Source organism: Streptomyces sp. NPDC088812 (genome assembly GCF_044750285.1).
Classification (GTDB): Bacteria; Actinomycetota; Actinomycetes; order Streptomycetales; family Streptomycetaceae; genus Streptomyces.
Map to the genome: position 1 here is coordinate 193,626 of NZ_JBIVJP010000010.1, position 20,014 is coordinate 213,639.

A 20,014-nucleotide genomic window follows, 5' to 3' on the forward strand; every position below is an offset into this window, starting at 1 on the left:
GGGGCTGGGACCCGGGTGCGGTGGCACGCCCGCGGTGGGGCTGGGACCCGGGTGCGGTGGCACGCCCGCGGTGGGGCTGGGACCCGGGTGTGGTGGCACGCCCGCGGTGGGGCTGGGACCCGGGTGTGGTGGCACGCCCGCGGTGGGGCTGGGACCCGGGTGCGGTGGCACGCCCGCGGTGGGGCAGGGACCCGGGTGCGGTGGCACGCCCCGAGGGGGCCGACACCCGCGCGAGGTGCCACCCCCACGGCGAGGACGGGGTGCACACGCGTGCCAAGCCCCCGGCAGGGCCGGCCGCGGGTGCCTGCCGCGGCGGCCACGGTGGGTCCGGGCGCACGTGCGTGTCGCGCCCGTGGCGGGTCCGGGCACCGAACCCGTGCGTGTCGCGCCCGTGGCGGGTCCGGGCACCAGACCCGCGTGCCCCGCGCCGGCGGCGACCGCGGCCGGTTCCCACCGGAGGTGAGCGCAGCCCCGTACGGCGGATACCTTTAAGGCGTGCAGCCAGCAAGTCAGCCTTCCGAGCAGCCCGAGGTCCCCTTCGGGCGTCTCCACCGCGCGCGTGCCCTCTACCGCAACGTCTCCAAGCGCAGGACCGCCTGGCTGCTGCTCAAGGACACCGTCAACTCCTGCATCGAGTACCGCATCCTCGGCCTCGCCGCGGAGGCCGCCTTCTTCACCCTGCTGTCCGTGCCGCCGCTGCTGCTGAGCCTCATCGGCCTGCTCGGTTACGTCGACGACTGGACCGGCACCGACACCATCAGCAGCCTGGAGAGCAACCTCCTCGACGCCTCCCGCACCGTCCTGTCCGACAAGGGCGTCACGCAGATCGCCCAGCCGATCCTCGACGACGTGATGGCGGGCGGCCGGCCCGACGTCATCTCCATCGGGTTCCTGTTCGCCCTGTGGTCGGGTTCCCGCGCGGTGAACGTCTTCATAGACACCATCACCGTCATGTACGGCCTGGACGGCGTCCGCGGCATCGTCAAGACCCGCCTGGTGGCGTTCCTGCTGTTCATCGCCGCCCTGCTGATCGGGTCGGTCGCGCTGCCGCTGATGGTCGCCGGGCCCGACGCCGTCGTCCGGATCGTGCCGTGGTCGACGACGGTCGTGCAGGTCCTGTACTGGCCGGTCGTGATCGTGCTGTCGATCGCCTTCCTGACCACGCTCTACCACGTCTCCGTACCGGTGCGCTCCCCGTGGATCGAGGACGTGCCCGGCGCCCTGGTGGCCCTCGCGATGTGGGTGCTGGGCAGCTTCCTCCTGCGCATCTACCTCCAGAGCACCATCGAGGGCGCCACCATCTACGGCTCTCTCGCCGCCGCCGTCGCCGTCCTGCTGTGGATCGGCGTGTCCGCCTTCGCCGTGCTCGTCGGCGCCGCCGTGAACGCCGCCATCGACCGGGTCTGGCCGGCCGCCGCGACCGCCGCGGCGCGCGCCGCCAACGAGCGGCTGCGCGAGGAGGAGGCCGCGGAGTACGTCGCCCGCATGGCCGCCGCCCGCTCGCACGACGACCCCGACGACCCCGACATGCCGTCCGAGTTCCCCGAGCGGTGGTCGCGGTTCCTGCCGCCGGAGGACGTGACCGGCCGGCTGCGCACGCACGCGAAGACCTTCCCCAAGGGGAACGGGAACGGGGAGGAGCCCCCGCCCCCCGAGAAGTGAACGCCCGGCGTCACGCCCGGGTGCCCGCCGCCGCGGCCTCCTTCGCGAACTCCGCGAAGTCGCGCGGCTCCCGGCCCAGCACCTGCCGCACCCCGTCCGTGAGGTGCGCGTCGTGGCCGTCGGGCATCTCCTCGAACAGCTCGACGAGGAAGTCGGCGCAGCGCCTCCCGGTCGGCCGTGCCCGCTCCTCGCCCCGGGCCGACAGCAGCACCAGATGCCGTACGCCAGTGGCCGCTCACTCCGCTGCTGACGGAGGAGACCGGCCGGGACGAACCCGGCCAGGGGGCTGTCCTGGACCGTCTGCTCGACCTGCTCGACCTGCTTGACCTGCTCGTCATAGCCGCCCTGCGGGCCTGGTTCTCCCGGCCCGAGGCGGCAGCGCCGGCCTGGTACCGGGCGAGGGCCGACCCCGTCGTGGGCCGTGTGCTGCGGCTCGTCCAGAACGACCCGGCCCACCCCTGGACGGTGGCCTCCCTCGCCGTCACGGCGGGCGTCTCCCGGGTCGCCCCGGCCCGCCGCTTCACCGGACTGGTCGGGGAACCGCCGATGACGTACCTCACCGGCCGACGCCTTAGAAAGCGCTTGTGGCCCTTACCTTCGTGTGCCAGGCTACGTGGCGGCCGATCTTGCGGTAGCGCGTCGACCCGCCGGGCACCCGGTCCGCCGGACCGGGCGTCCACCGTTCCCGCGACGAGCCCGCCGCGCCGGCCAGGCGGTACAGGCCGCGCGACCGGGCAGGGAGGCGACGATGACCGACCGGCCCGTCCGGAGCGGACCCCTTCAGTACGGCATCGCCCAGCAGGAGTGGCTCTACCACAGGAAACACGGGCGGCCGCGCCACCCGCGCCAGTGCCTCTGGCTGGACCTGCCCGCCGGTCTGTCCCACGAGGAAGCCGCCGCCGCCGTCGCCGTCATGGTGGAGCGGCACGAGGTGCTGCGGACCACCTTCCCCGCCGACCACAGGGGAGACCCCCGGCAGACGGTCTGGCCCCCGGCCCCCGTCTCCTTGCACCGGTTCGACCTCTCCGGCCCCGACGCCGCGGCCGGCACCGCCTCTCCTGCCGGTACCGCCTCTCCTGCCGGCACCGCCTCTCCCGCCGGTACGGAGGGACTCGCCGGTTCCGAGGAACCCACCGGAACCGAGCAACCCACCGGAACCGAGCAACTCGACTCCTTCTGCGACGCCCCGCTCGACGTGTTCACCACGACACCACTGCGGGCCGCCGTCGTACGGTACGCCGCCGGACACCGCCGGCTCCTGCTGGTGATCGCCCACATAGCGATCGACTACCTGGGACAGCAGGTCCTGCGCGAAGAACTCACCGAGGTCCTCCGAGCGGCGGCAGCGGGCCGCCCGCCGGCGCTCCCGCCCGTCACCTGCCAGCCGCTCGACCACGCCCTCGCGGAGGCGGACGCCGACGACGGCACCCCCCTCGCGCACTGGCGGAGTGTCCTCTCCGCCGCACCGGCCGGCATCTTCCCCACCGCCGTCGTTCCGGAACGCGTCCGCTACACGCGCGTCCGCCTGGACTCACCCGCCCTCGGACCGGCCCTCCGCCTCATCCACCAAAAGCACCGCCTGCCTCTGGGACCGGTCTTCCTCACCGCGCTGGCCACCGCCCTCTCGGTCGTCTGCCGGCAACCCGTCGTCCCGCTCTCCTACACCTGGCCCGCGCGCGAGCCCGATCGGACGAAGAGGCTCGTCGCCTCGGTCATGCGGGACATCATCCTGAACATCGACCTCTCGGACGCGCCCGACTTCGTCACGGCCGTGCACCGCGTCCAGGAGTCCGTGCTCCGCTGCGCCCGCCACAGCCAGTACGACGTCTACGGCCTCCTCCAGGCCGACTCCCTCATCAACCGCGGGCGCGGCGCCTGGCGCCGGTCCGCCGTCTTCGTGAACCTCGGCCCCGACCCGGACACGGAGTGGGGCACGGAGCGCGAGGCCGGGCCCGAGGTCGACACGACCGCACCGGGCCCCCTGCCCGACGGCGGCTCCCTGCCCGACGGCGGCTCGCTGACCGCCGAGACGGGACCCGAGGAGCACTATGACGACTTCAACCTGTACACCTCCCTGGCGCGCGGCGAGCACGGCCGCGCGGAGCTCTTCCTCGCGGCCAACCAGGCGGTCCTGACTCCTGCCGAGGCCACCGGGATCGCCCGTGGCGTCGAGGCGGTCCTCGTCGGACTCGCCTCGGCCGGTGACCTGACCGCCGCCGAGGCACGGCGCCTGAGCGCCCTGACGCCACGGCAGGTCGAGGAGGGCTGGATCTCGGTGCGGGGGGCGTGGTTCCACCTCGGGCTCGCCGAGGAGATCCTGCGCGGGCACGACGGGGTCGTCTCGGCGAGCGCGCGCCGGGAACCGGACGGGACGACGTCCGCCCACGTCGTCGTCCGCCCCGACGGCCCCTCCCCCCTGGAACTGCGCGAACTCCTCCTGGCGCACCTGGACTTCCGGCACGCGCTGCTCGTGCCCGACCACCTCCACGTCACAACGGGCCCCGCCACGGAACCACCCGTGGCCGGGACCGTCACGGAGCCTCGAGCCACCGCGCCCTCCGCCACCTCGTCCCCCGCCCCCGCGCCCGGGGAACCGACGCCGCCGGAAGCGGGTGAGCGGAACGCCCGGCAACGGGTCCTGCGAGCAGCCGTGGAGGCGGCGAACGAACTCGACGACGTGGACATGTCCCTCACCTACGTGGAGGCCGGCGGCCTGCTCAGGCGCGTCCCCGTCGTTCTCGCCCGCCTGCGCGACCAGGGTGTGGACGGCTACGTCGCCGGGGACTTCCTGCGCCCGTGCAGCCTGCGCGCGCTCGCGCTGCACCGCCCGTCCCGCCCGGTGGCCGCCCCACACTGAGCGAGGGCTCCCGCCGCCCGCGATCACCGCCTCCGTCCCACTCCGACGAGCCATGGGAGAACGACATGTGGATCCTTGGCGTGAACGCCCCACCCGCCGGCTGGCACGACGCCTCCGCCTGCCTGGTCGACGGCAGCGGAAACGTCATCGCCTATTCCGAGCAGGAGCGCCACAACAGAGTCCGCCATGCGATCGGGGACGGCTTCAACAAACCCACGGGTGCGGCACGGTTCTGCCTCGAACAGGCCGGCATCACCGTCGACGACCTCGACACGATCGCCATCGGCTGGGACATCGACCAGATGTTCCCCGGGTTCTTCGCCGACGAGCGTGAACTGGCCATGCACGCCACCGGTTTCGACTTCCCCGGACGCCTCCCCGAGATCGTCCTCGTCCCCCACCACCGGGCGCACGCCGCGTCGGCCTTCTACGCCTCACCGTTCTCCGAGGCGGGCGTCCTCGTCGTCGACGGCAACGGCGAGAACGAGTCGACCACGATCTGGTCCTTCTCCTACGACCGCGAGCCCGAACGCAAGTACGCCCGGCCGCGCACCACCTCCCTGGGCTACGCGTACGACGGGGCCTCCGAATGGCTCGGCTTCCACCACCTCGACGCGGGCAGGACCATGGGGCTGGCCGCTCACGGACGGGCCCGCGGGCTCGTCGTGGAGACACTGGTCGACACCGACGGCGACGGCCTCCGGCTGGCGGTACCCCCGCTGCCGGAGAACGACGGGCACGCCACGATCGACGAGATCGGATCCCACTACGGAGCCACGGTGACCGCCTGGCGCGAGCTCTACGCCAAACTCGCCGGCGCCGACCGGCCCTCCGTCCCGGCGGACCGGCTGAACGAGGACCCCGCGGCCGTGCTCGTCGCGTACACGGCACAGCGCCTGATCGAGGACGCGGTGACCTCCCTCGCCGCCACGGCCCGGCGCCTCGCGGGCGTGGCGGAACTCTGTCTGGCCGGCGGCGTGGCACTCAACTGCAGCGCCAACGGACTGCTGCCGGGGCCCCTGTTCGTCCCGCCCGTCCCGCACGACGCCGGAGTGGCGCTGGGGGCCGCGTGGAGCGTACGCCCGCCGCAACGGCCGGGCGGTGCGATCAGCCCCTATCTGGGCGAGGACGTCCGGGCGGACGGCGTCGGACCCACCGCGGTACAGGGGCTGCTGCGCACCGGCTTCGACCCCGACCAGGTGACCGACCTGCTGCTCGACGGGCAGGTGGGAGCGGTCGCCCAGGGCAGGGCCGAGGTCGGCCCACGCGCCCTGTGCCACCGCTCCATCCTCGCGGTGCCGGACACGACGGCGGTGCACGAGCGGGTCAACCGGATCAAGCACCGGGAGCAGTGGCGCCCGTTCGCCGGCGTCACCTCACCGCAGTACGCCGGCACCCTGTGGGAGCGGCAGGAACACCTCAGCCGCTACATGCTCGGCGCGGCCCGTGTCACCGACGAGGCCCGCCGTGTCGCGCCGGGCGTCGTGCACGTCGACGGCACCACCCGCCCGCAGGTCCTGGCTCCCGGTACGGCGCCGGCGGTCGAGGCGGTCCTGGCGGCGCTCGCCGGCCGCGGCGCGCCGCCCGTCCTCCTCAACACGTCCTTCAACGACCGGGGCGAGCCCCTGGTGAACAGCGCCGCGGACGCGCTCGCGGCGTTCCGCTCCATGGACCTCGACTTCCTCGTCCTGGACGACGCGCTGTACCGCAGGACGCCCGGGGGGTGCTGACGGACGGGAAGCCGTGCGGCCGTGCGGTGCCGGGCTCCCGGTCGGAGGGCACGCGCCGAACGCCGCTCCTACTCCCGCGGAGATCCGTCACAAGCGTCCTGGCCGCGCAGACGGGAGGCCAGCGTGGACAGATCGCACGGCAGCCGGAAGTCGTTGAACCGCAGTCCGGTGAGCCCGTCCCGCGCGAGCAGGCGTAACACCTCCGCCACGCGCGTCAGGCGCCCGCCCGCCTCCACATAGCCGTCGTGCAGGGGTACCGACTCCAGCCCGTTGGCCCGGACCACGGCGTCGTGCAGGGCCTGTTCCCGGCCCGAGGCCGGACGGCCGCTGCCGGACCCGCTGCCGGACCCGGTGTCGGACCCGCTGCCGGACCCGGTGTCGGACCCGGTGTCGGACCCGGTGTCGGACCCGGTGTCGGACCCGCTGTCGGACCCGGTGTCGGACCCGCTGCCGGACCCGGTGTCGGACCCTGTGCCGGCCCCGGCTGCCGAGCCCGCCCCGGCTGCCGAGCCCGCCCCGGCCGCCGCATCGGCTCCGGCTCCGGCCCCGGCCCCGGCGCAGGCGTCGCCGGGCTCCCGGTCGATCAGGAAGCGGTCCGGGACGACCAGGGCGGACCGTGGCCCCACCCTGTTGAGCAGGAACCTGCGCAGCGCGACGGCACCGACGTCCGGCCCCGTGACCGTGACCTCCGCACGGAGCTCACCGTCCTCGACGAAGGCCCGCGCGCCGGTGACCCCCGGATGCTCCCGCAAGGCCCGCTGGACCAGACGGAGGTCGGTCCACGACCCGTCGACCGTCACCCACCCGTCGCCCGGCGGCCGCGGCCGCGGCAGGAACTCCGTGCAGACGAGCTCGGGATCCTCGGCGAACCGGGCCAGGACACCCTCGACGCGCATCAGCAGGGCGACGGCGCCCTCCCGGTCCAACACCGCCTCGTTGGCGGACAGGAAGAGCCGCGCACACCCCTCGGGACCGGCGGACACCGCCAGGTACAGCAGATGCGGACCGTCCTCGAACGGCAGCTCGGGAGCGCGCGTGTACGTGGTGGTGCCGTGGGCGAGCAGCGACGACGGACCGGGGGCGGGGGAGCCGCCGGGGTCCGCGGACCCCTCGTCCGCCGTGTAGTGGAAGTTGACGAAGATCCCCGGATGGGTGCGCGCCCCGCGGCGGCGGCCGGCCCGCGCCTCGGCCTCCCACAGGGCCAGGACGTCGACGTCGCTGCGTCGCGCGGCCCGCAGAGCGGCGCGCACGGCGGCCTCGGCCAGTTCGTCGAACCGGCTCTCCCGCCGGACGTCGACGGCCAGGACGACGTCCCTCATGACCGATCCCACCATCCGCCGCGAGGGCGGGCTCTCCCGGGACGACCACGTGGTGGCGAGCGCCACGCGGTCCTGGCCGGACGCCGCGGACACGGCCAGCGCCACCGCCGCGAGGAACACGGAGGCCGCCGGCCACCGCCGCCCGACGAGGGAGAGCGCCGGCCCGAGCGCCGCGGAGTCCCGTACGACGTGATGGCACCCGACGGGTGAGGGGATCTCCGCAACGGCGAACGGACCGCCCGGCAGGTGGCGGAACTCCTCCTCCCAGAAACGCAGGTTGCGGTCCCGGACGGCCCGGCCGCGCTCCGAGTGTTCGAGGCGGGCCCGGTCGACGGGATGGTGGTCCGCGGCGGGCAGTTCCGGCGGCGTACCGCGCGCGGCCGCGTCCAGGAGCACCTCCGTCTCCCGGGTCAGGATGCCCATCGACCAGGCGTCGACGGCGATATGGGCGAACACCAGCGTCAACTGCCGCTGCCCGTCGTCCCGTCGGGTGAGGGCCGCCCGGACGGGCCACTCCTCGCCGATGCGGAACGGCGCCTCGAGCGGCGCGTCCGGCCGGCGCAGCGGCACCCGCTCCGGACGCCACACGTGCTGCACCACCCGGCCCTGCTCGTCCTCGGCGAGGGTGGTGCGCAGCACCTCGTGGCGGGCGACGAGGAGAGCGACGGCGTCCTCGACCTGCCGCTCACCGAGGGAGCCGGGCACGTCCACGTCGACCCGGGGACAGCCGAACGGCTCCCGTCCCTCGCACACGATGTGGATCCACTCCGCCTGGCAGAGCCCCGACTGCAAAGGGCCCGTACGTTCCAGCACACGCATGACGCCTCCCCTGGTTTCCCGGTTCCTCGCGGCGGTCAACGGGTCAGCAGCCGGCTCAGCCGGTGCCGGGCCACCGCGAAGCCCGCCACGGACATGGCCAGCAGATAGCAGACATGGGCCGCCGTTCCTGCGGTGAGACGGCCGACGGACAGGTCCCGCAGCAGTGCCACTCCCTGGTGAAGAGGGGTGAGCCGGACGATCGCCTGCCCCCAGCCCGGATACGCCTCCACGGGGAAGACCGTCCCGGAGCACATGGTCATCAGGAACATCCAGATGCTCACCTGCTCGAAGTCCTCCCACCGGCGCATGAACGTGGTCGCGGCCATGCTGACCGCCGCGAACGCCAGGCTGATCAGCGTGGCACCGGGCAGCGCCAGGAGCATCCACCACGACGGGGCCAGGCCGAGAGCGGCCATGGACACCAGGAACGCGGACGAGTAGATCCCCCCGCACAGCAGCGCCCACGCGGTCTCGCCCACGGCCAGTTCGCCGATGGTCAGGGGAGTCGACAGATAGCCCTCGTACAGGCGCTGGGTGAGCTTGGCGTAGAAGGAGTACGTGGTCTCGTTCACCACCCCGGACACCGCGGCGGTGGCCAGCATCGCCGGGGCGACGAACTCCTCGTAGCTCATGGTCCGGCCCTCGACGGTGATCTCGCCGATCAGGGCGCCCATCCCCAGGCCGAGGGCGACGAGCAGGATCACCGGCTCCAGGAGCGTGGAGACGAAGTTCGGCCAGGCGCGGCGGTTCAGCAGCACCCCCCGGGACACGAACGTGCCGGCGCGGTGCAGCTTCGCGGCTGTCGGGGAGCGGGACATGGAAGGCGACCTCGCGTTCTGGACGGAGTCGGTCAGTCGGACAGGCGGCGCTCGAACACCCGCAGGGTCAGGACGAAACCGGCCGCGGCCCACAACAGAAGAACCCCCAGGTGGCCGGCGAGGGACAGCGGCTCCGGACCGGCGCCGGCCGCGAACCGGCCGGAGACCGCCCGGCACACCTCGACCCCGTGCCACAGGGGGGAGACCCGCACCAGCGGCTGCACGAGCGCCGGGAGGTCCCCCGCCGGGAAGAACACCCCGGAGAACATCGACAGCGGCAGCACCACCAGCCGGGACACGGTCATCAGGTTGGCCGAGCTGGTGAGCCGTCCGGTGAAGGCGAACAGCGGCGCCGCCGCCGACAGCGCCAGCAGCATGGCGACCGGCACCAGCAGCAGGCACCACAGACTGTCGAACACGCCGAGCAGCACGGCCACCGCGCAGAAGGCGACCGCCGACACGGCCGCGCGGACGGCGATGAAGAGCAGGTGACCCGCCAGCACCTGCCCCACGCCGAGGGGCGCCGTGAGCAGCCGCTGGTACCGGCCGGTCAGCCGGAGGGCGGAGTAGAGGGGGAAGCCCGCCTCCTCCGCCGCCGTCTGGAAGGCGACGACGGCCAGCAGGCCCGGCGCCAGGAACGCCACGAAGGCGAGGCCCTCGACGTCGTGCTCCACGTATCCGCCCGCGCCGATGCCGACCACACCCAGGTACAGCAGCGGCATGAGGAACCCGGTGAAGACGCCGGTCCGCCAGGTCCGGCGGTAGAGCGTCAGATGGAAGCGGGTGACGCGCAGTGTCCCGTTCCCCATCGCCGCTACTCCGCGAGCGCGCGCCCGGTCAGGCGCAGGAAGACGTCCTCCAGGGTGCACCGGCGCTCCAGCGTCCCGCTCGGCCGCAGCCCGGCCCGGTGGACCGCGGCCGACGCCTCCGCGGCACTCTTCACATAGAGCAGCACCCGGGCCCCCAGCACCTCCACCCGCTCCGCCAGCGACCGGAGCACGGCCGGCCCGGGGAGGTCACCGCCCTCGTCGAAACGCAGCTCGACGATCTCCGGCGAACCATGGGCGCGCAGCAACTCCGGGGGTGTGCCCGAGGCCACGATCCGCCCTCCGTCCACGATCACGATGCGGTCGCTCAACTGCTCGGCCTCGTCCATGTAATGGGTGGTGAGGACCACGGTCGCGCCGTCCCGCCTCAGCTCCCGCAGCCGGTCCCACAGCAGATGGCGGGCCTGTGGGTCCAGTCCGGTGGTCGGCTCGTCCAGCAGGACGATGTCCGGCTCGTTCACCAGCGCCCGCGCGATGGCCAGCCGGCGCATCATGCCGCCCGACAGGGCGTCGATGAGGTCCCCGGCACGGTCCGAGAGCCGTACGAACTCCAGGAGTTCCACGGAACGCAGCCGGGCGGCTTTCCGGCCCAGCCCGAAGAGCCGGGCGTATGTCGTCAGATTCTCCAGAACCGTCAGCTCGCGGTCCAGATTGTCCTTCTGCGGCACCACCCCCAACCGGGCCCGGACAGCGGGACCGTCCGACACGGGGTCCATGCCGAGGATGCGCAGGCTTCCGCCGCTCGGCGCGGACGTACCACTGAGCATACGCATCGTGGAACTCTTTCCGGCGCCGTTGGGTCCCAACAGCGAGAACACCTCACCGGCCCGCACCTCGAAGTCGATGCCGGCCACCGCCACCGTGTCTCCATAGCGCTTCACCAGGCCCCGAGCGGATATCAGCGCACCCTGGTCGTCGCTCATGCATCGCCCCCGAATCCCGATGTCATTCGGCGATGCTAACAGCAGCCCACCCGGCCCGCCGCTGTCGAATTTATTCGACGATCCGCGACGGCTTTGTGGTCTTGTCACCGTCGCGAACCACTCTTTAGCATGTCGCCATGTTTTTATCGCGGTGGGGAAGGGCGCCTCGCATTGCCATGTTCAATGCGGCGGCACCCGGCCATATTTATACGAGCCTGGAAGTCATCAGGGAGCTCGCCACCCGCGGACACCGGGTCACCTACGCCATACCTGAGAAATACGCGGATGTCGCTGCCTCGGCAGGAGCGGAACCCAGAACCTACAGATGTGAATTGGGGATGGACTCCGGCGACTGGCTGAAAAAGGGACCCGTCGGCTGTATGGAGGCCGGTCTGGCCGACAGCATGCAGGCTCTCCCGCAACTCGCCGCCGCCTACGCGGACGATCCGCCCGACCTCGTCCTCTACGACTGGCTCACCCCCTACGCGCGCATCCTGGCCCGCCGGTGGGGCGTACCCGCCGTGATGCTCGCCCAGATGTCCGACTGGGACCCCACGGAGGAGGAGCGGGCCGAAGCCGCCCGCGACGCCCGGCCCGACCCCCGCCACGAAGCCCACGAACGACGCTACCGGGACTGGCTCGACCGGCACGGCTTCGCCGACATGGACGTCTACACCTTCGCCAACCGGCCGGACCGTTCCCTCGGGCTCATCCCCAGGTTCCTCCAGCCGCACGCCGACCGCATCGATCCCGCCGTCCACACGTTCGTCGGGGCCTGCCTGGGAGACCGCTCCCACCAGGGGCGGTACGAGCGTCCCCCCGGCACGGACCCGGCCGACCGGCTCCTGCTCGTCACCCTCGGCACCTCCTACGCGGACGAACCCGGCTTCTTCGAGAGCTGCGTCGAGGCGTTCGGCGGCCTGCCCGGATGGCACGTGGTGCTGCACGTCTGGCGGGAGGCCGACCGGGCCGCCCTGGGTCCCCTGCCGCCCAACCTCGAGGTCCACGGCAGGATCCCCCAACTGGCCGTACTGCGCCGGGCCGACGCCTTCATCAGCCGCGGCGGCATGGGCGCCGTCCTGGAGGCGCTGAGCTGCGAGGTGCCCATGGTCACCATCCCCCGGGGCGCCGACCAGTTCCTCAACACGCAGACACTGCGCGCACTCGGCGTGGCCCGCGAGGTCCCCGCCGGCGAGATCACGCCCGAGGCGCTGCGCACGGCCGTGACCGCACTGGTCGAGGACCCCGACGTCGCCGGCCGGCTGCGGGACCTCAGGAAGCGGATGGACCAGGACGGCGGACCGTCCGCGGCCGCCGACCTGATCGAGGCCGAACTGCGCTGACACGGCAAGCGGAGCCGGGAGGCCACCAGTGAGCACGCCGAAAGCCGACGTCACCGTCGTCCTGCCCTGCGCGGGCCTCGGCGTGCGCTTCGGCGCCCCGTACTCCAAGGAACTCCACTGCCTGGAGCCGGGCGTCTCCGTGATCGACAAAAGCCTGGAGGCGGTCGTGGAACTCGCCAGGTCCGGGCTCGGAGTCCGCGTGGTGGTCGTCTTCAGGGCCGACAAGCTGGATGTCGTCGCCCACCTCGCGCACTACACCCGGGACATCCAGATGATCTTCGTGTACCAGGACGATTCCTTCGGGGACGACCTCAGCGGGGCCATCCGCACCGCCCTGCCGCTCGCCGAGGGGCCCGTCGTGCTGGTCCTGCCGGACATCACGCTCCAGGGCCCGGGCAGCGAAGGCAGCCTCGTGGAGGCCGTGCGCAGGACACCGGCGTCCGGCTGGTGCGTCGTGGCCGCCAGAACCGGCCCGGACGCCCTGACCGAACTGGGCGCACTGCGGCTGGGCGGACACGGGGACGCCACCAGGGTCCTCGCGGCGGAGGAGAAACCCGCACGCCCCGACGGCTACAACGCCGCGTGGGCCATGGTCGTCGCGAGCCCCGAGGAAGCCCACCGGCTCCCGGACATCGCCCGCAAGGACGCGGACAGCCCCCTGGTCGGCGCGCAGGCCGTCGAGGTGGCCGGATTCACCAACTTCAACTCGGCTCTCGCCGCCGGCCCGCACCTTCCGGCCGGGACCGCCGGCGGCACCGCCTGAGCGGCCGGTTCCCGAGCAGCGCCGGCCGCCGTAGCCTGGGACCCGTGTACGCGGAACGGCCCTCCCGGCTGCCCGGCGCCGTCGTGTGGACGAACACCCCGGCGAGCGGCGGTGCGCACCCCGTCCTGCCCGACGGCTGCATGGACCTGCTCTGGAACGGCGGCGCACTCCTGGTCGCCGGCCCCGACACCGGCGCCCACGTCCCCGACGGCCCGCCCGCGAGCTGGGCCGGCCTGCGGTTCTACCCCGGTACGGCGCCCGGCCTCCTCGGCGTGCCCGCCCACGAGCTGCGCGACCGGCGCGTGGACCTGGCCGACCTGTGGCCGGCCGCCCGGGTACGGCGGCTGCGCGCCCGCGTCGAGGCCGCCGCGCACCCGGCGACGGCACTCGAACGCCTCGCGCTGGAACTGGCGGGACCGGACGGGGCGGCCGGGCCCGACCCCGCACTGCGCCGCCTGGTCACCGGCCTGGCGGCGGGCCGTCCCGTCGCCGCGCTCGCCGACGAACTCGGCCTCGGCGCACGCCGGTTGCACCGCCGTTCACTGACCGCCTTCGGCTACGGGCCCAAGACCCTGGCCCGGGTCCTGCGCCTCCAGCGGGCCCTCGCGCTGGCCCGCGGCGGCCTCCCGTACGCCGCCACCGCCGCCCGCGTCGGCTACGCCGACCAGGCCCATCTGGCCCGCGAGGTACGGCGGTTGACCGGTACGACGCTGACCGGGCTACTGCGGCAGCGGCGCGAACAGGTCGACCCCGTTGCCGTCGGGATCGTGCACGACGGCGTACCGCTGGCCCCAGAAGGCGTCCCACGGCGTGAGCTCCCCGTGGTACCCGGCGTCCACCAGGTCCTCGTAGACGGCGTCCACCTCGGCCGGTCCCTCGCACCGCAGGGCGAGTGAGGACCGGCCGCCGCCGGCCGGCGCCCGCCAGGCGGGGTGGAAGGACCGCACGGTCTCCTCGGTGTCCAGCAGCAACCGCACCCCGCCCGGCGGTCCGGCCTCGGCATGCGGCTCCCGCTCGGCGCCGTCGGGGAACGCGAACCCGAGCCGGCGGTAGAAGGCGACGGAGGCGGCCATGTCGGCGACGACCAGGCCGACGGCATCGAATCGTGGAGTCATGGGGCCACCCTAGGCAGCGGGCGGATGCCCGGTCTTGAACGGAACGGACACCTGCCGGCCGCTCGCGCGGGGATGTGCCCCCTCCGTCAGGTGAAGGTCACCGGCCCGCGCGGTGTGTCCAGCGTGAAGGAGAGCCCCACCGGACCCTCGGCGATCTCGAGGCCGGTGCCGAGCGCGGTCAGCAGGGGGCGGATCCCGTCGGGGTCGGGGGCGGTGGCCGACACCTCCAGCAGCGGGGTCCCGGGCAGGCCCGAGGCGGTGGGGTGGACCGTGGAGCCCCAGTCGATCAGGAAGGGGACCAGGCCGGACGGGTGGGGGTCGCCGCCCTCGGTCAGCCGCCACTCCAGCAGCGTGCCGTCGGGCCGGCGCCGGCTCATCGCCCGTACGTCGCCGGGGTCGTAGCCCCGCGCGCGGGCGGCCTCGACGGTGCCGTCCAGGTCGGGCACGGCGATCGCCCAGGTGACGGTCCGCGGGGTGCCGAGCCCGTCGACGCCGAAGGGGCGGGGGCCGGGCGGATCGGGCTGCCGCGGGTCCGGCCCGATGATCTCCAGGTAGGCGCGACCGCCCAGGCCCACCAGGTGGTTGCGGGTGCCGAGCCCGACGTGCGCGCCACCGGGGGCGGGCGCCACCCCGGTGCGCCGGGTGAACTCGGCGACCGTCGCCGCCAGATCGGGGGTGGCGAGGACGAGGTGGTCGAGCCGCGGAGGAATGGTGTTCATCCCGCCCGAGACTACGCGCCCCACCGCGGCGAGGGGCATGTCCGCGGAACGCCCGTGCGGCAGGACGGCCGCCTGACGCGTACGGTACGGCCCGGCCGACGGCGCGGGCGGCGGCCTCCGTGCGCCCGGCGGCCTCCGTGCTTCCGGCGGCCTCCGTGCTTCCGGCGGCCTCCGCACTTCCGGCGGCTTTCGTGCTCTCGGCGGCCTCCGTGCTCCCGGCGTTCTCCGCGCTGCTGACCGGCTGCGGGGCGGGGGAGGGGGGCGGCCTGCCGCCGGAAGGGGAGGAGCGCCCGGCGGCGACGGCGGCGGGCGGGTCGGCGCCTCACCCGGCCGGGGCCGCCGTGCTCGCCCGCTCCACCAGCCGCGTCGACAGCTCCGTACGGGTCCCTTCCGGGCGCTCCCCGTCCATCATCCGCACCAGCAGCCGCAGGGCGGTCGCCGCCATCTCCGCCAGCGGCTGACGCACGGTGGTCAGCGCCGGTGTGGTCCAGCGGGACTCGGGGAGGTCGTCGAAGCCGACCACGCTGACATCACGCGGCACCCTCGCCCCCCGTTCCGCCAGGGCCTCGTAGACACCGAGCGCCATGTGGTCGGAGCAGACGAAGACGGCCGTCGGCGGCTCGGGCAGATCGAGGAGTTCATGCGTTCGGAGGCGGGCCACGGACTGGTCGAAGCCGCAGTGGCGGAGGTACTCGGGGCGGTGGGCGACGCCCGCCGAGGCCAGCGCGGAGCGGTACCCGGCCACCCGCGCGTTGCTGCACATCCTGCGCCGCGGACCGGCGATCACGGCGATCCGCTCGTGCCCGAGGGCCAGCAGGTGCTCGGTCGCGGTCACCCCGCCGTGCCAGTTCGCCGCGCCCACCGACACCACGCCCGGCGGAGGCTCGACCAGCGGATCGATCATCACGTACGGGATGCGGTGCTGCTCCAGCCACAGGTACTGGGAGTCCGTCAGCTCGGCGAGGTTGAACAGCACCCCCGCCGAGCCGCGCGCGGCGAGCTTGTCCAGCCAGCCGCGCTGCGGACGGCCCGCCCGGGTGCGGGAGAGCGCGGCGGAGACGACGACGTCCAGACCGGCGTCGTGCGCCGCCTCCTCCACGCCGTGCAGCACCGCGCCGGACAGGGAACTCTCCAGCGAGTCCACGACCAGGTCCACCAGCCGGGGCGGCTTCGTGGCGTCGAAGCGCGGTCGGCGCACGTAACCGAGCCGGTCCAGGGCCTCGGTGACGCGGCGTCGGGTCTCCGGTGCCACGTCCTCGCGGCCGTTGACCACCTTGGAGGCCGTCGGCACGGAGACGCCCGCCTCCCGGGCCACGACCGCCAGCGTCGGTCCGGCCGTCATGCTCGCACTGCCCGTGCGGACCATCGGGAACCACCTCTCCGGCCCGCCCGAGGGCCAGCGAAAGATCGACCACCGCCCTTTCGGAGCCGCGATCCTGTCCGGCGGCTCGCAGAAAGCGCTTGCTATCCTAGGTGCGCCTCAGCGTGTCGGGAAGACACCGGGAACCGGAACGGTTCGGATCGGGTTCGGTATCGAAAACGGGAACGGGCCTGCCGCCGGTCGGCAGGCACCCGGGGGGAACGGGCCGGAAACCCGTCGCTGACCGGGCGGCGGCAGCCGGGACGGTGCCGACGCCCGGGTCCCGGTGGCGCGCCGTCGGCTCCCGCCTGGCTCCCGCCTGGCTCCCGCGTGGCTCCCGCGGGGCGGGCGCGTCGCCCGGACGGCCCATGGCGCGTGCTCCCGGCCGGCGCGGGGCGACGGCGCCGTCGGCAGCGGCCGCCCAGGCCGGTTCCGACGCCCCCGGGCACGCCGGACGGCCTCCGGGAGGCTCACGCACCGGAATACCGGGCGTTGCTGTGGTGCTCTGGTGTAACCGGCGAAGGAGCGCGGCGAAGGGCTGGTGGGCTCATGACGGCAGGCCGGACGAACCCCGTGGCGGCGGACTCGGCGGACCCGGCGGACCCGGCGGACCCGGCGGACCCGGTGGTCCGCACCCCGTACGGAGCCGTGCGCGGCCGCCACGAGGACGGCGTCGCCGTCTTCCGCGGCATCCCCTATGCCGCGCCCCCCTTCGGGCCCCGCCGGTTCCGGCCGCCCGAGCCGCCCGAACCCTGGGACGGTGTGCGCGACGCGGGCGCCTTCGGGCCGACGGCGCCGAAACCGCCGTACTCCGAGGCCTTCGCGCGGTACCTGTCCGACCCGGTGGTGGACGGGGACGACTGCCTCAACCTCAACGTGTGGACGCCCGAGCCCGGTCCCGGCGCCCGGCTGCCGGTCGTGGTGTGGCTGCACGGCGGCGCACTGACCAGGGGTTCCTCGGCGGTGCCCGTGTACGACGGGCGGCACTTCGCGCGGGACGGCGTCGTGTTCGTCTCCGTCAACTACCGGCTCGGTGTGGAGGGGTACGGCCTGTTCCCGGACGCCCCCGCCAACCCCGGCCTGCGCGACCAGCTCGCCGCGCTGCGCTGGGTGCACGAGTCGATCGACGCCTTCGGCGGCGACCCCGCACGGGTCACCCTGGCCGGGCAGTCCGCGGGCGCCATCAGCACCGGCGCCCTGATCGCCGCGCCCCCGGCCCAGGGCCTGTTCCGGCGGGCCGTCCTCCAGAGCGGCGCACCGGAGGCCTTCGAGCGGGACAAGGTGCGGCGCATGGTCCGCCGCATGGCCAACCGGCTGCGGGTCCCGGCCACCGCGGAGGCGTTCGCCGCCGTCGACCGCGACCAGCTGCTGCGCGCCCAGGCCGACATCAGCCGGCTCAGCAGCCCGGTGCTCGGCGGGCCCGCCTTCGGCATCGTCATCGACGGCGACCTCGTGCCCCGCGACCCCCTGAAGGCCCTCGTCGACGGCGACGCGGCGCGTGGCGCCGACCTGCTGCTGGGCTGGACCCGCGACGAGTACCGGCTGTGGCTGGTCCCGGGCGGCCTGCTGGAACGCGTCGACCGCCTCGGCGCCGTCGTTCTGGCCGGCGCCATGGCCCGCTGCCACTGCGGTCACGACGTGCCGCGCGGCTACCGCGCCCTGCACCCGGAGGCCGGGACCGCCGAGACCGTCGGCCAGATGGTCACCGACCACCTGCTGCGCCTGCCCCTGCACCGCCTGGCCGACTCCCGCCCCGGCTCGTCGTACGTGTACGAGTTCGCCTGGCCGTCCCTGCGGCCCGGCCTCGGCTCCTGCCACGCCCTGGAGCTGGGCTTCGTCTTCGACACCGGGGACGTGCCCGAGTCCGCGCAGCTCGCGGGCGAGGGCGCCCCCCAGTCACTGGCCGACGCGATGCACCGGGCCTGGGTGCGGTTCGCGGAGATCGGCGACCCGGGCTGGCAGGCCTGGGACGCGACGCACCCCGTGTGCGTCTTCGGCGACGGCGACGGCGACGGCGACCGTGTCGCGCACACCGTCCACGGTCCGCGCGACCGGGAACTGGCCCTGTGGGCGAGCGACCCCACGGCCTCGCCGGACGCGGCTCCGGCCTCGCCGGACGCGTTGATCGCCCGCCCCCTGCGCGCGACCGAACTCCGGTCGGCGGTCCGCCGTCTGCGCCGCGTCGGCGGGGTCCGTGGCCAGTGACCGCCCGGCGGCCGTCCTGGGCACCGGCCGTTACGTGCACCGGCCGTCTCGTGCGTCGGCCGTCTCGTGCGTCGGCCGTCTCGTGCGTCGGTCGTCCGGTGCGCCGGCCGTTTCGTGCGTCGGCCGTCCGGTGCGTCGGTTGTCCCGGGCGTCGGTCGTCTCGTGCGTCGTGGACGCCGGACGCCATCCGCCGGCTGTCCGGGGCGCCGTACGTCCCGACCGCCCGCTCACGTGCTCGCCGTCCGCCCCGCCCCCGGCGCCGACCGCGCCGGCCGGCCGTGAGCGCCGCCGCGCCTACCCCGCCGCCAGCGTCCGCGCGATCGACGCGATCGCCTCCGGGCCCACCCGGCAGCAGCCGCCGATCAGCCGGGCGCCGGTGTCCCGCCACCCGAGGACCTCTTCCGGGGCGAAGGTGGAGCGGCCGTTCCAGGCGCGGGCCCGGGCGTCCCAGCTCTCGCCGCTGTTGGGGTAGACGACGACCGGCTTGCCGGTCACCCGGGCGGCGGTCTCGATCGCGCCGTCGACATCCTCGGGCGCGCAGCAGTTCACGCCGACGGCGATGACCTCCTCCGCGTCCGCGGCCAGGGCGAACGCCTCTTCCAGGGGCTGCCCGGCGCGGGTGCGGTCGCCCGCGACGGAGTACGACAGCCAGGCCGGCACGTCGAGTCCGCGCACCGCCCGCAGCAGCGCCTCGGCCTCGTCGGTGTCCGGGATCGTCTCCAGGGCCAGCACGTCGGGTCCGACGGCGGCCAGCACCTCCAGGCGGGGCCGGTGGAAGGCCTCCAGCTCCGCGACGCTCAGCCCGTACCCGCCCCGGTACTCGGAGCCGTCCGCCAGCATCGCGCCGTACGGCCCGACCGAGGCCGCCACGTACAGCGGCCGTCGCACGCCCCGCGCCCACGCCTCCCGCGTGGCGTCCCGTGCCAGCTCGACGCTCAGGGCGATGAGCTCGGCCGCCTTCTCGCGCTTGATCCCGCGCCTGGCGAAGCCTTCGAAGGTTGCCTGGTAGCTGGCGGTGATCGCCACGTCCGCGCCGGCGAGGAAGTACGCGAGGTGCGCCTCGGTGATCGCCTCGGGCCGTTCCGCCAGCAGCCGCGCCGACCACAGCTCGTCGCTCAGGTCGTGTCCCGCGGAGGCCAGCTGATTGGACAGGCCGCCGTCCAGGATGACCGGCCCGGCTGCGAGGGCCTCGGTGAGGGGGGCGGAGTATTCGGGGATGTCGCTGGTCATGTGACGACGCTAGCCGACGCGGCCGGGCGCGACCTGCGGCGTCCGTTGTGTGAACAGGACGCCCACCATACGGACAGGGCCGTTCGGAGGTGCGGGTGTCCGTTGCGCAGCGGCGACAAGTTCTTCTGTTCAGTCCCGCAGGCTGCTGCTGAGCCCCATGAACGGGGCGGGGTCGGGCCGCCCCGGTGTCCGGACGGCCGGGACGGCGCCGTCTTCCATGAGTTCCGGTCGTGCTCAACTGCCGCGCACGGGATTGCCCCTCGGCTCTTCACCTGACCTCGATTTCGCCGACGGGTTCCGGTCGCTGATCGGCTCGGCTGCTTG

General features: G+C 74.2%; 14 protein-coding genes and 3 pseudogenes. 8 read left to right on the top strand and 9 right to left on the bottom strand.

The features are described from left to right. Positions 1–495 precede the first annotated feature (495 nt). Positions 496–1,662 carry a YihY/virulence factor BrkB family protein gene (locus ACIP67_RS19610; RefSeq protein WP_401693150.1) on the top strand — a complete coding sequence of 389 codons (1,167 nt, stop codon included), beginning with the start codon at positions 496–498 and terminating at the stop codon, positions 1,660–1,662. Between the two features lie 10 nt (positions 1,663–1,672). On the opposite strand, the pseudogene ACIP67_RS19615 reads toward ACIP67_RS19610, so the two are convergent. Further along, positions 1,673–1,816: pseudogene (locus ACIP67_RS19615) on the bottom strand (NmrA family transcriptional regulator); the annotation flags it as partial. A 77-nt stretch (positions 1,817–1,893) separates the two neighbouring features. Between ACIP67_RS19615 and ACIP67_RS19620 the strand changes: the two are divergent. The 3 genes and pseudogenes from ACIP67_RS19620 to ACIP67_RS19630 all read left to right on the top strand — a co-directional run. After that, positions 1,894–2,235 (top strand): annotated as a pseudogene (locus ACIP67_RS19620) (AraC family transcriptional regulator); the annotation flags it as partial. A gap of 175 nt (positions 2,236–2,410) precedes the next feature. After that, positions 2,411–4,519, top strand: coding sequence for a condensation domain-containing protein (locus ACIP67_RS19625; protein WP_401693152.1), 2,109 nt, complete (start codon positions 2,411–2,413; stop codon positions 4,517–4,519). Between the two features lie 80 nt (positions 4,520–4,599). Beyond that, positions 4,600–6,249: a carbamoyltransferase C-terminal domain-containing protein gene (locus tag ACIP67_RS19630; protein ID WP_401693153.1), complete on the top strand. Its 1,650-nt coding sequence runs from the start codon at positions 4,600–4,602 to the stop codon at positions 6,247–6,249. 68 nt (positions 6,250–6,317) lie between these two features. On the opposite strand, the gene ACIP67_RS19635 is transcribed toward ACIP67_RS19630, so the two are convergent. Genes ACIP67_RS19635 through ACIP67_RS19650 form a run of 4 tightly spaced genes read right to left on the bottom strand, consistent with a single transcriptional unit; the run spans position 6,318 to position 10,955 of the window. Then, entirely contained in the window at positions 6,318–8,387 is a 2,070-nt protein-coding gene (locus ACIP67_RS19635; protein WP_401693155.1) for a condensation domain-containing protein, read from the bottom strand. A 35-nt stretch (positions 8,388–8,422) separates the two neighbouring features. After that, positions 8,423–9,205: an ABC transporter permease gene (locus ACIP67_RS19640; protein ID WP_401693157.1), complete on the bottom strand. Its 783-nt coding sequence runs from the start codon at positions 9,203–9,205 to the stop codon at positions 8,423–8,425. Positions 9,206–9,237: 32 nt separating this feature from the next. Further along, complete coding sequence (locus ACIP67_RS19645) at positions 9,238–10,014, bottom strand: ABC transporter permease (protein WP_401693159.1); 777 nt, start codon at positions 10,012–10,014, stop codon at positions 9,238–9,240. 5 nt (positions 10,015–10,019) lie between these two features. Further along, positions 10,020–10,955, bottom strand: coding sequence for an ABC transporter ATP-binding protein (locus tag ACIP67_RS19650; protein ID WP_401693160.1), 936 nt, complete (start codon positions 10,953–10,955; stop codon positions 10,020–10,022). Between the two features lie 176 nt (positions 10,956–11,131). Between ACIP67_RS19650 and ACIP67_RS19655 the strand changes: the two genes are divergently transcribed. The 3 genes and pseudogenes from ACIP67_RS19655 to ACIP67_RS19665 form a co-directional block, all read left to right on the top strand. Next, on the top strand, positions 11,132–12,298 hold the full coding sequence (locus tag ACIP67_RS19655) for a macrolide family glycosyltransferase (protein WP_401693162.1): 1,167 nt from the start codon (positions 11,132–11,134) through the stop codon (positions 12,296–12,298). 28 nt (positions 12,299–12,326) lie between these two features. Further along, positions 12,327–13,061 (top strand): hypothetical protein, encoded by a 735-nt coding sequence (locus ACIP67_RS19660; RefSeq protein WP_401693163.1) that lies wholly within the window; start codon positions 12,327–12,329, stop codon positions 13,059–13,061. Positions 13,062–13,105: 44 nt separating this feature from the next. Next, positions 13,106–13,792: pseudogene (locus ACIP67_RS19665) on the top strand (helix-turn-helix domain-containing protein); the annotation flags it as partial. On the opposite strand, the gene ACIP67_RS19670 reads toward ACIP67_RS19665, so the two are convergent. The 3 genes from ACIP67_RS19670 to ACIP67_RS19680 form a co-directional block, all read right to left on the bottom strand. Beyond that, the gene (locus ACIP67_RS19670; protein ID WP_401693164.1) at positions 13,781–14,176 is read right to left on the bottom strand and encodes a VOC family protein; all 396 of its coding nucleotides are present in this window, start codon (positions 14,174–14,176) and stop codon (positions 13,781–13,783) included. The pseudogene ACIP67_RS19665 and the gene ACIP67_RS19670 sit on opposite strands and share 12 nt — an antisense overlap. A gap of 86 nt (positions 14,177–14,262) precedes the next feature. Further along, positions 14,263–14,895 carry a VOC family protein gene (locus ACIP67_RS19675; RefSeq protein ID WP_401693165.1) on the bottom strand — a complete coding sequence of 211 codons (633 nt, stop codon included), beginning with the start codon at positions 14,893–14,895 and terminating at the stop codon, positions 14,263–14,265. A 322-nt stretch (positions 14,896–15,217) separates the two neighbouring features. After that, positions 15,218–16,261, bottom strand: coding sequence for a LacI family DNA-binding transcriptional regulator (locus ACIP67_RS19680; RefSeq protein ID WP_401693167.1), 1,044 nt, complete (start codon positions 16,259–16,261; stop codon positions 15,218–15,220). Positions 16,262–16,804: 543 nt separating this feature from the next. On the opposite strand from ACIP67_RS19680, the gene ACIP67_RS19685 reads away from it, so the two are divergent. Then, positions 16,805–18,460: a carboxylesterase/lipase family protein gene (locus ACIP67_RS19685; protein ID WP_401693168.1), complete on the top strand. Its 1,656-nt coding sequence runs from the start codon at positions 16,805–16,807 to the stop codon at positions 18,458–18,460. A gap of 294 nt (positions 18,461–18,754) precedes the next feature. On the opposite strand, the gene mmuM is transcribed toward ACIP67_RS19685, so the two are convergent. Next, positions 18,755–19,690, bottom strand: a complete 936-nt coding sequence (gene mmuM, locus ACIP67_RS19690; protein ID WP_401693169.1) for a homocysteine S-methyltransferase — start codon at positions 19,688–19,690, stop codon at positions 18,755–18,757. Positions 19,691–20,014: the final 324 nt, after the last annotated feature.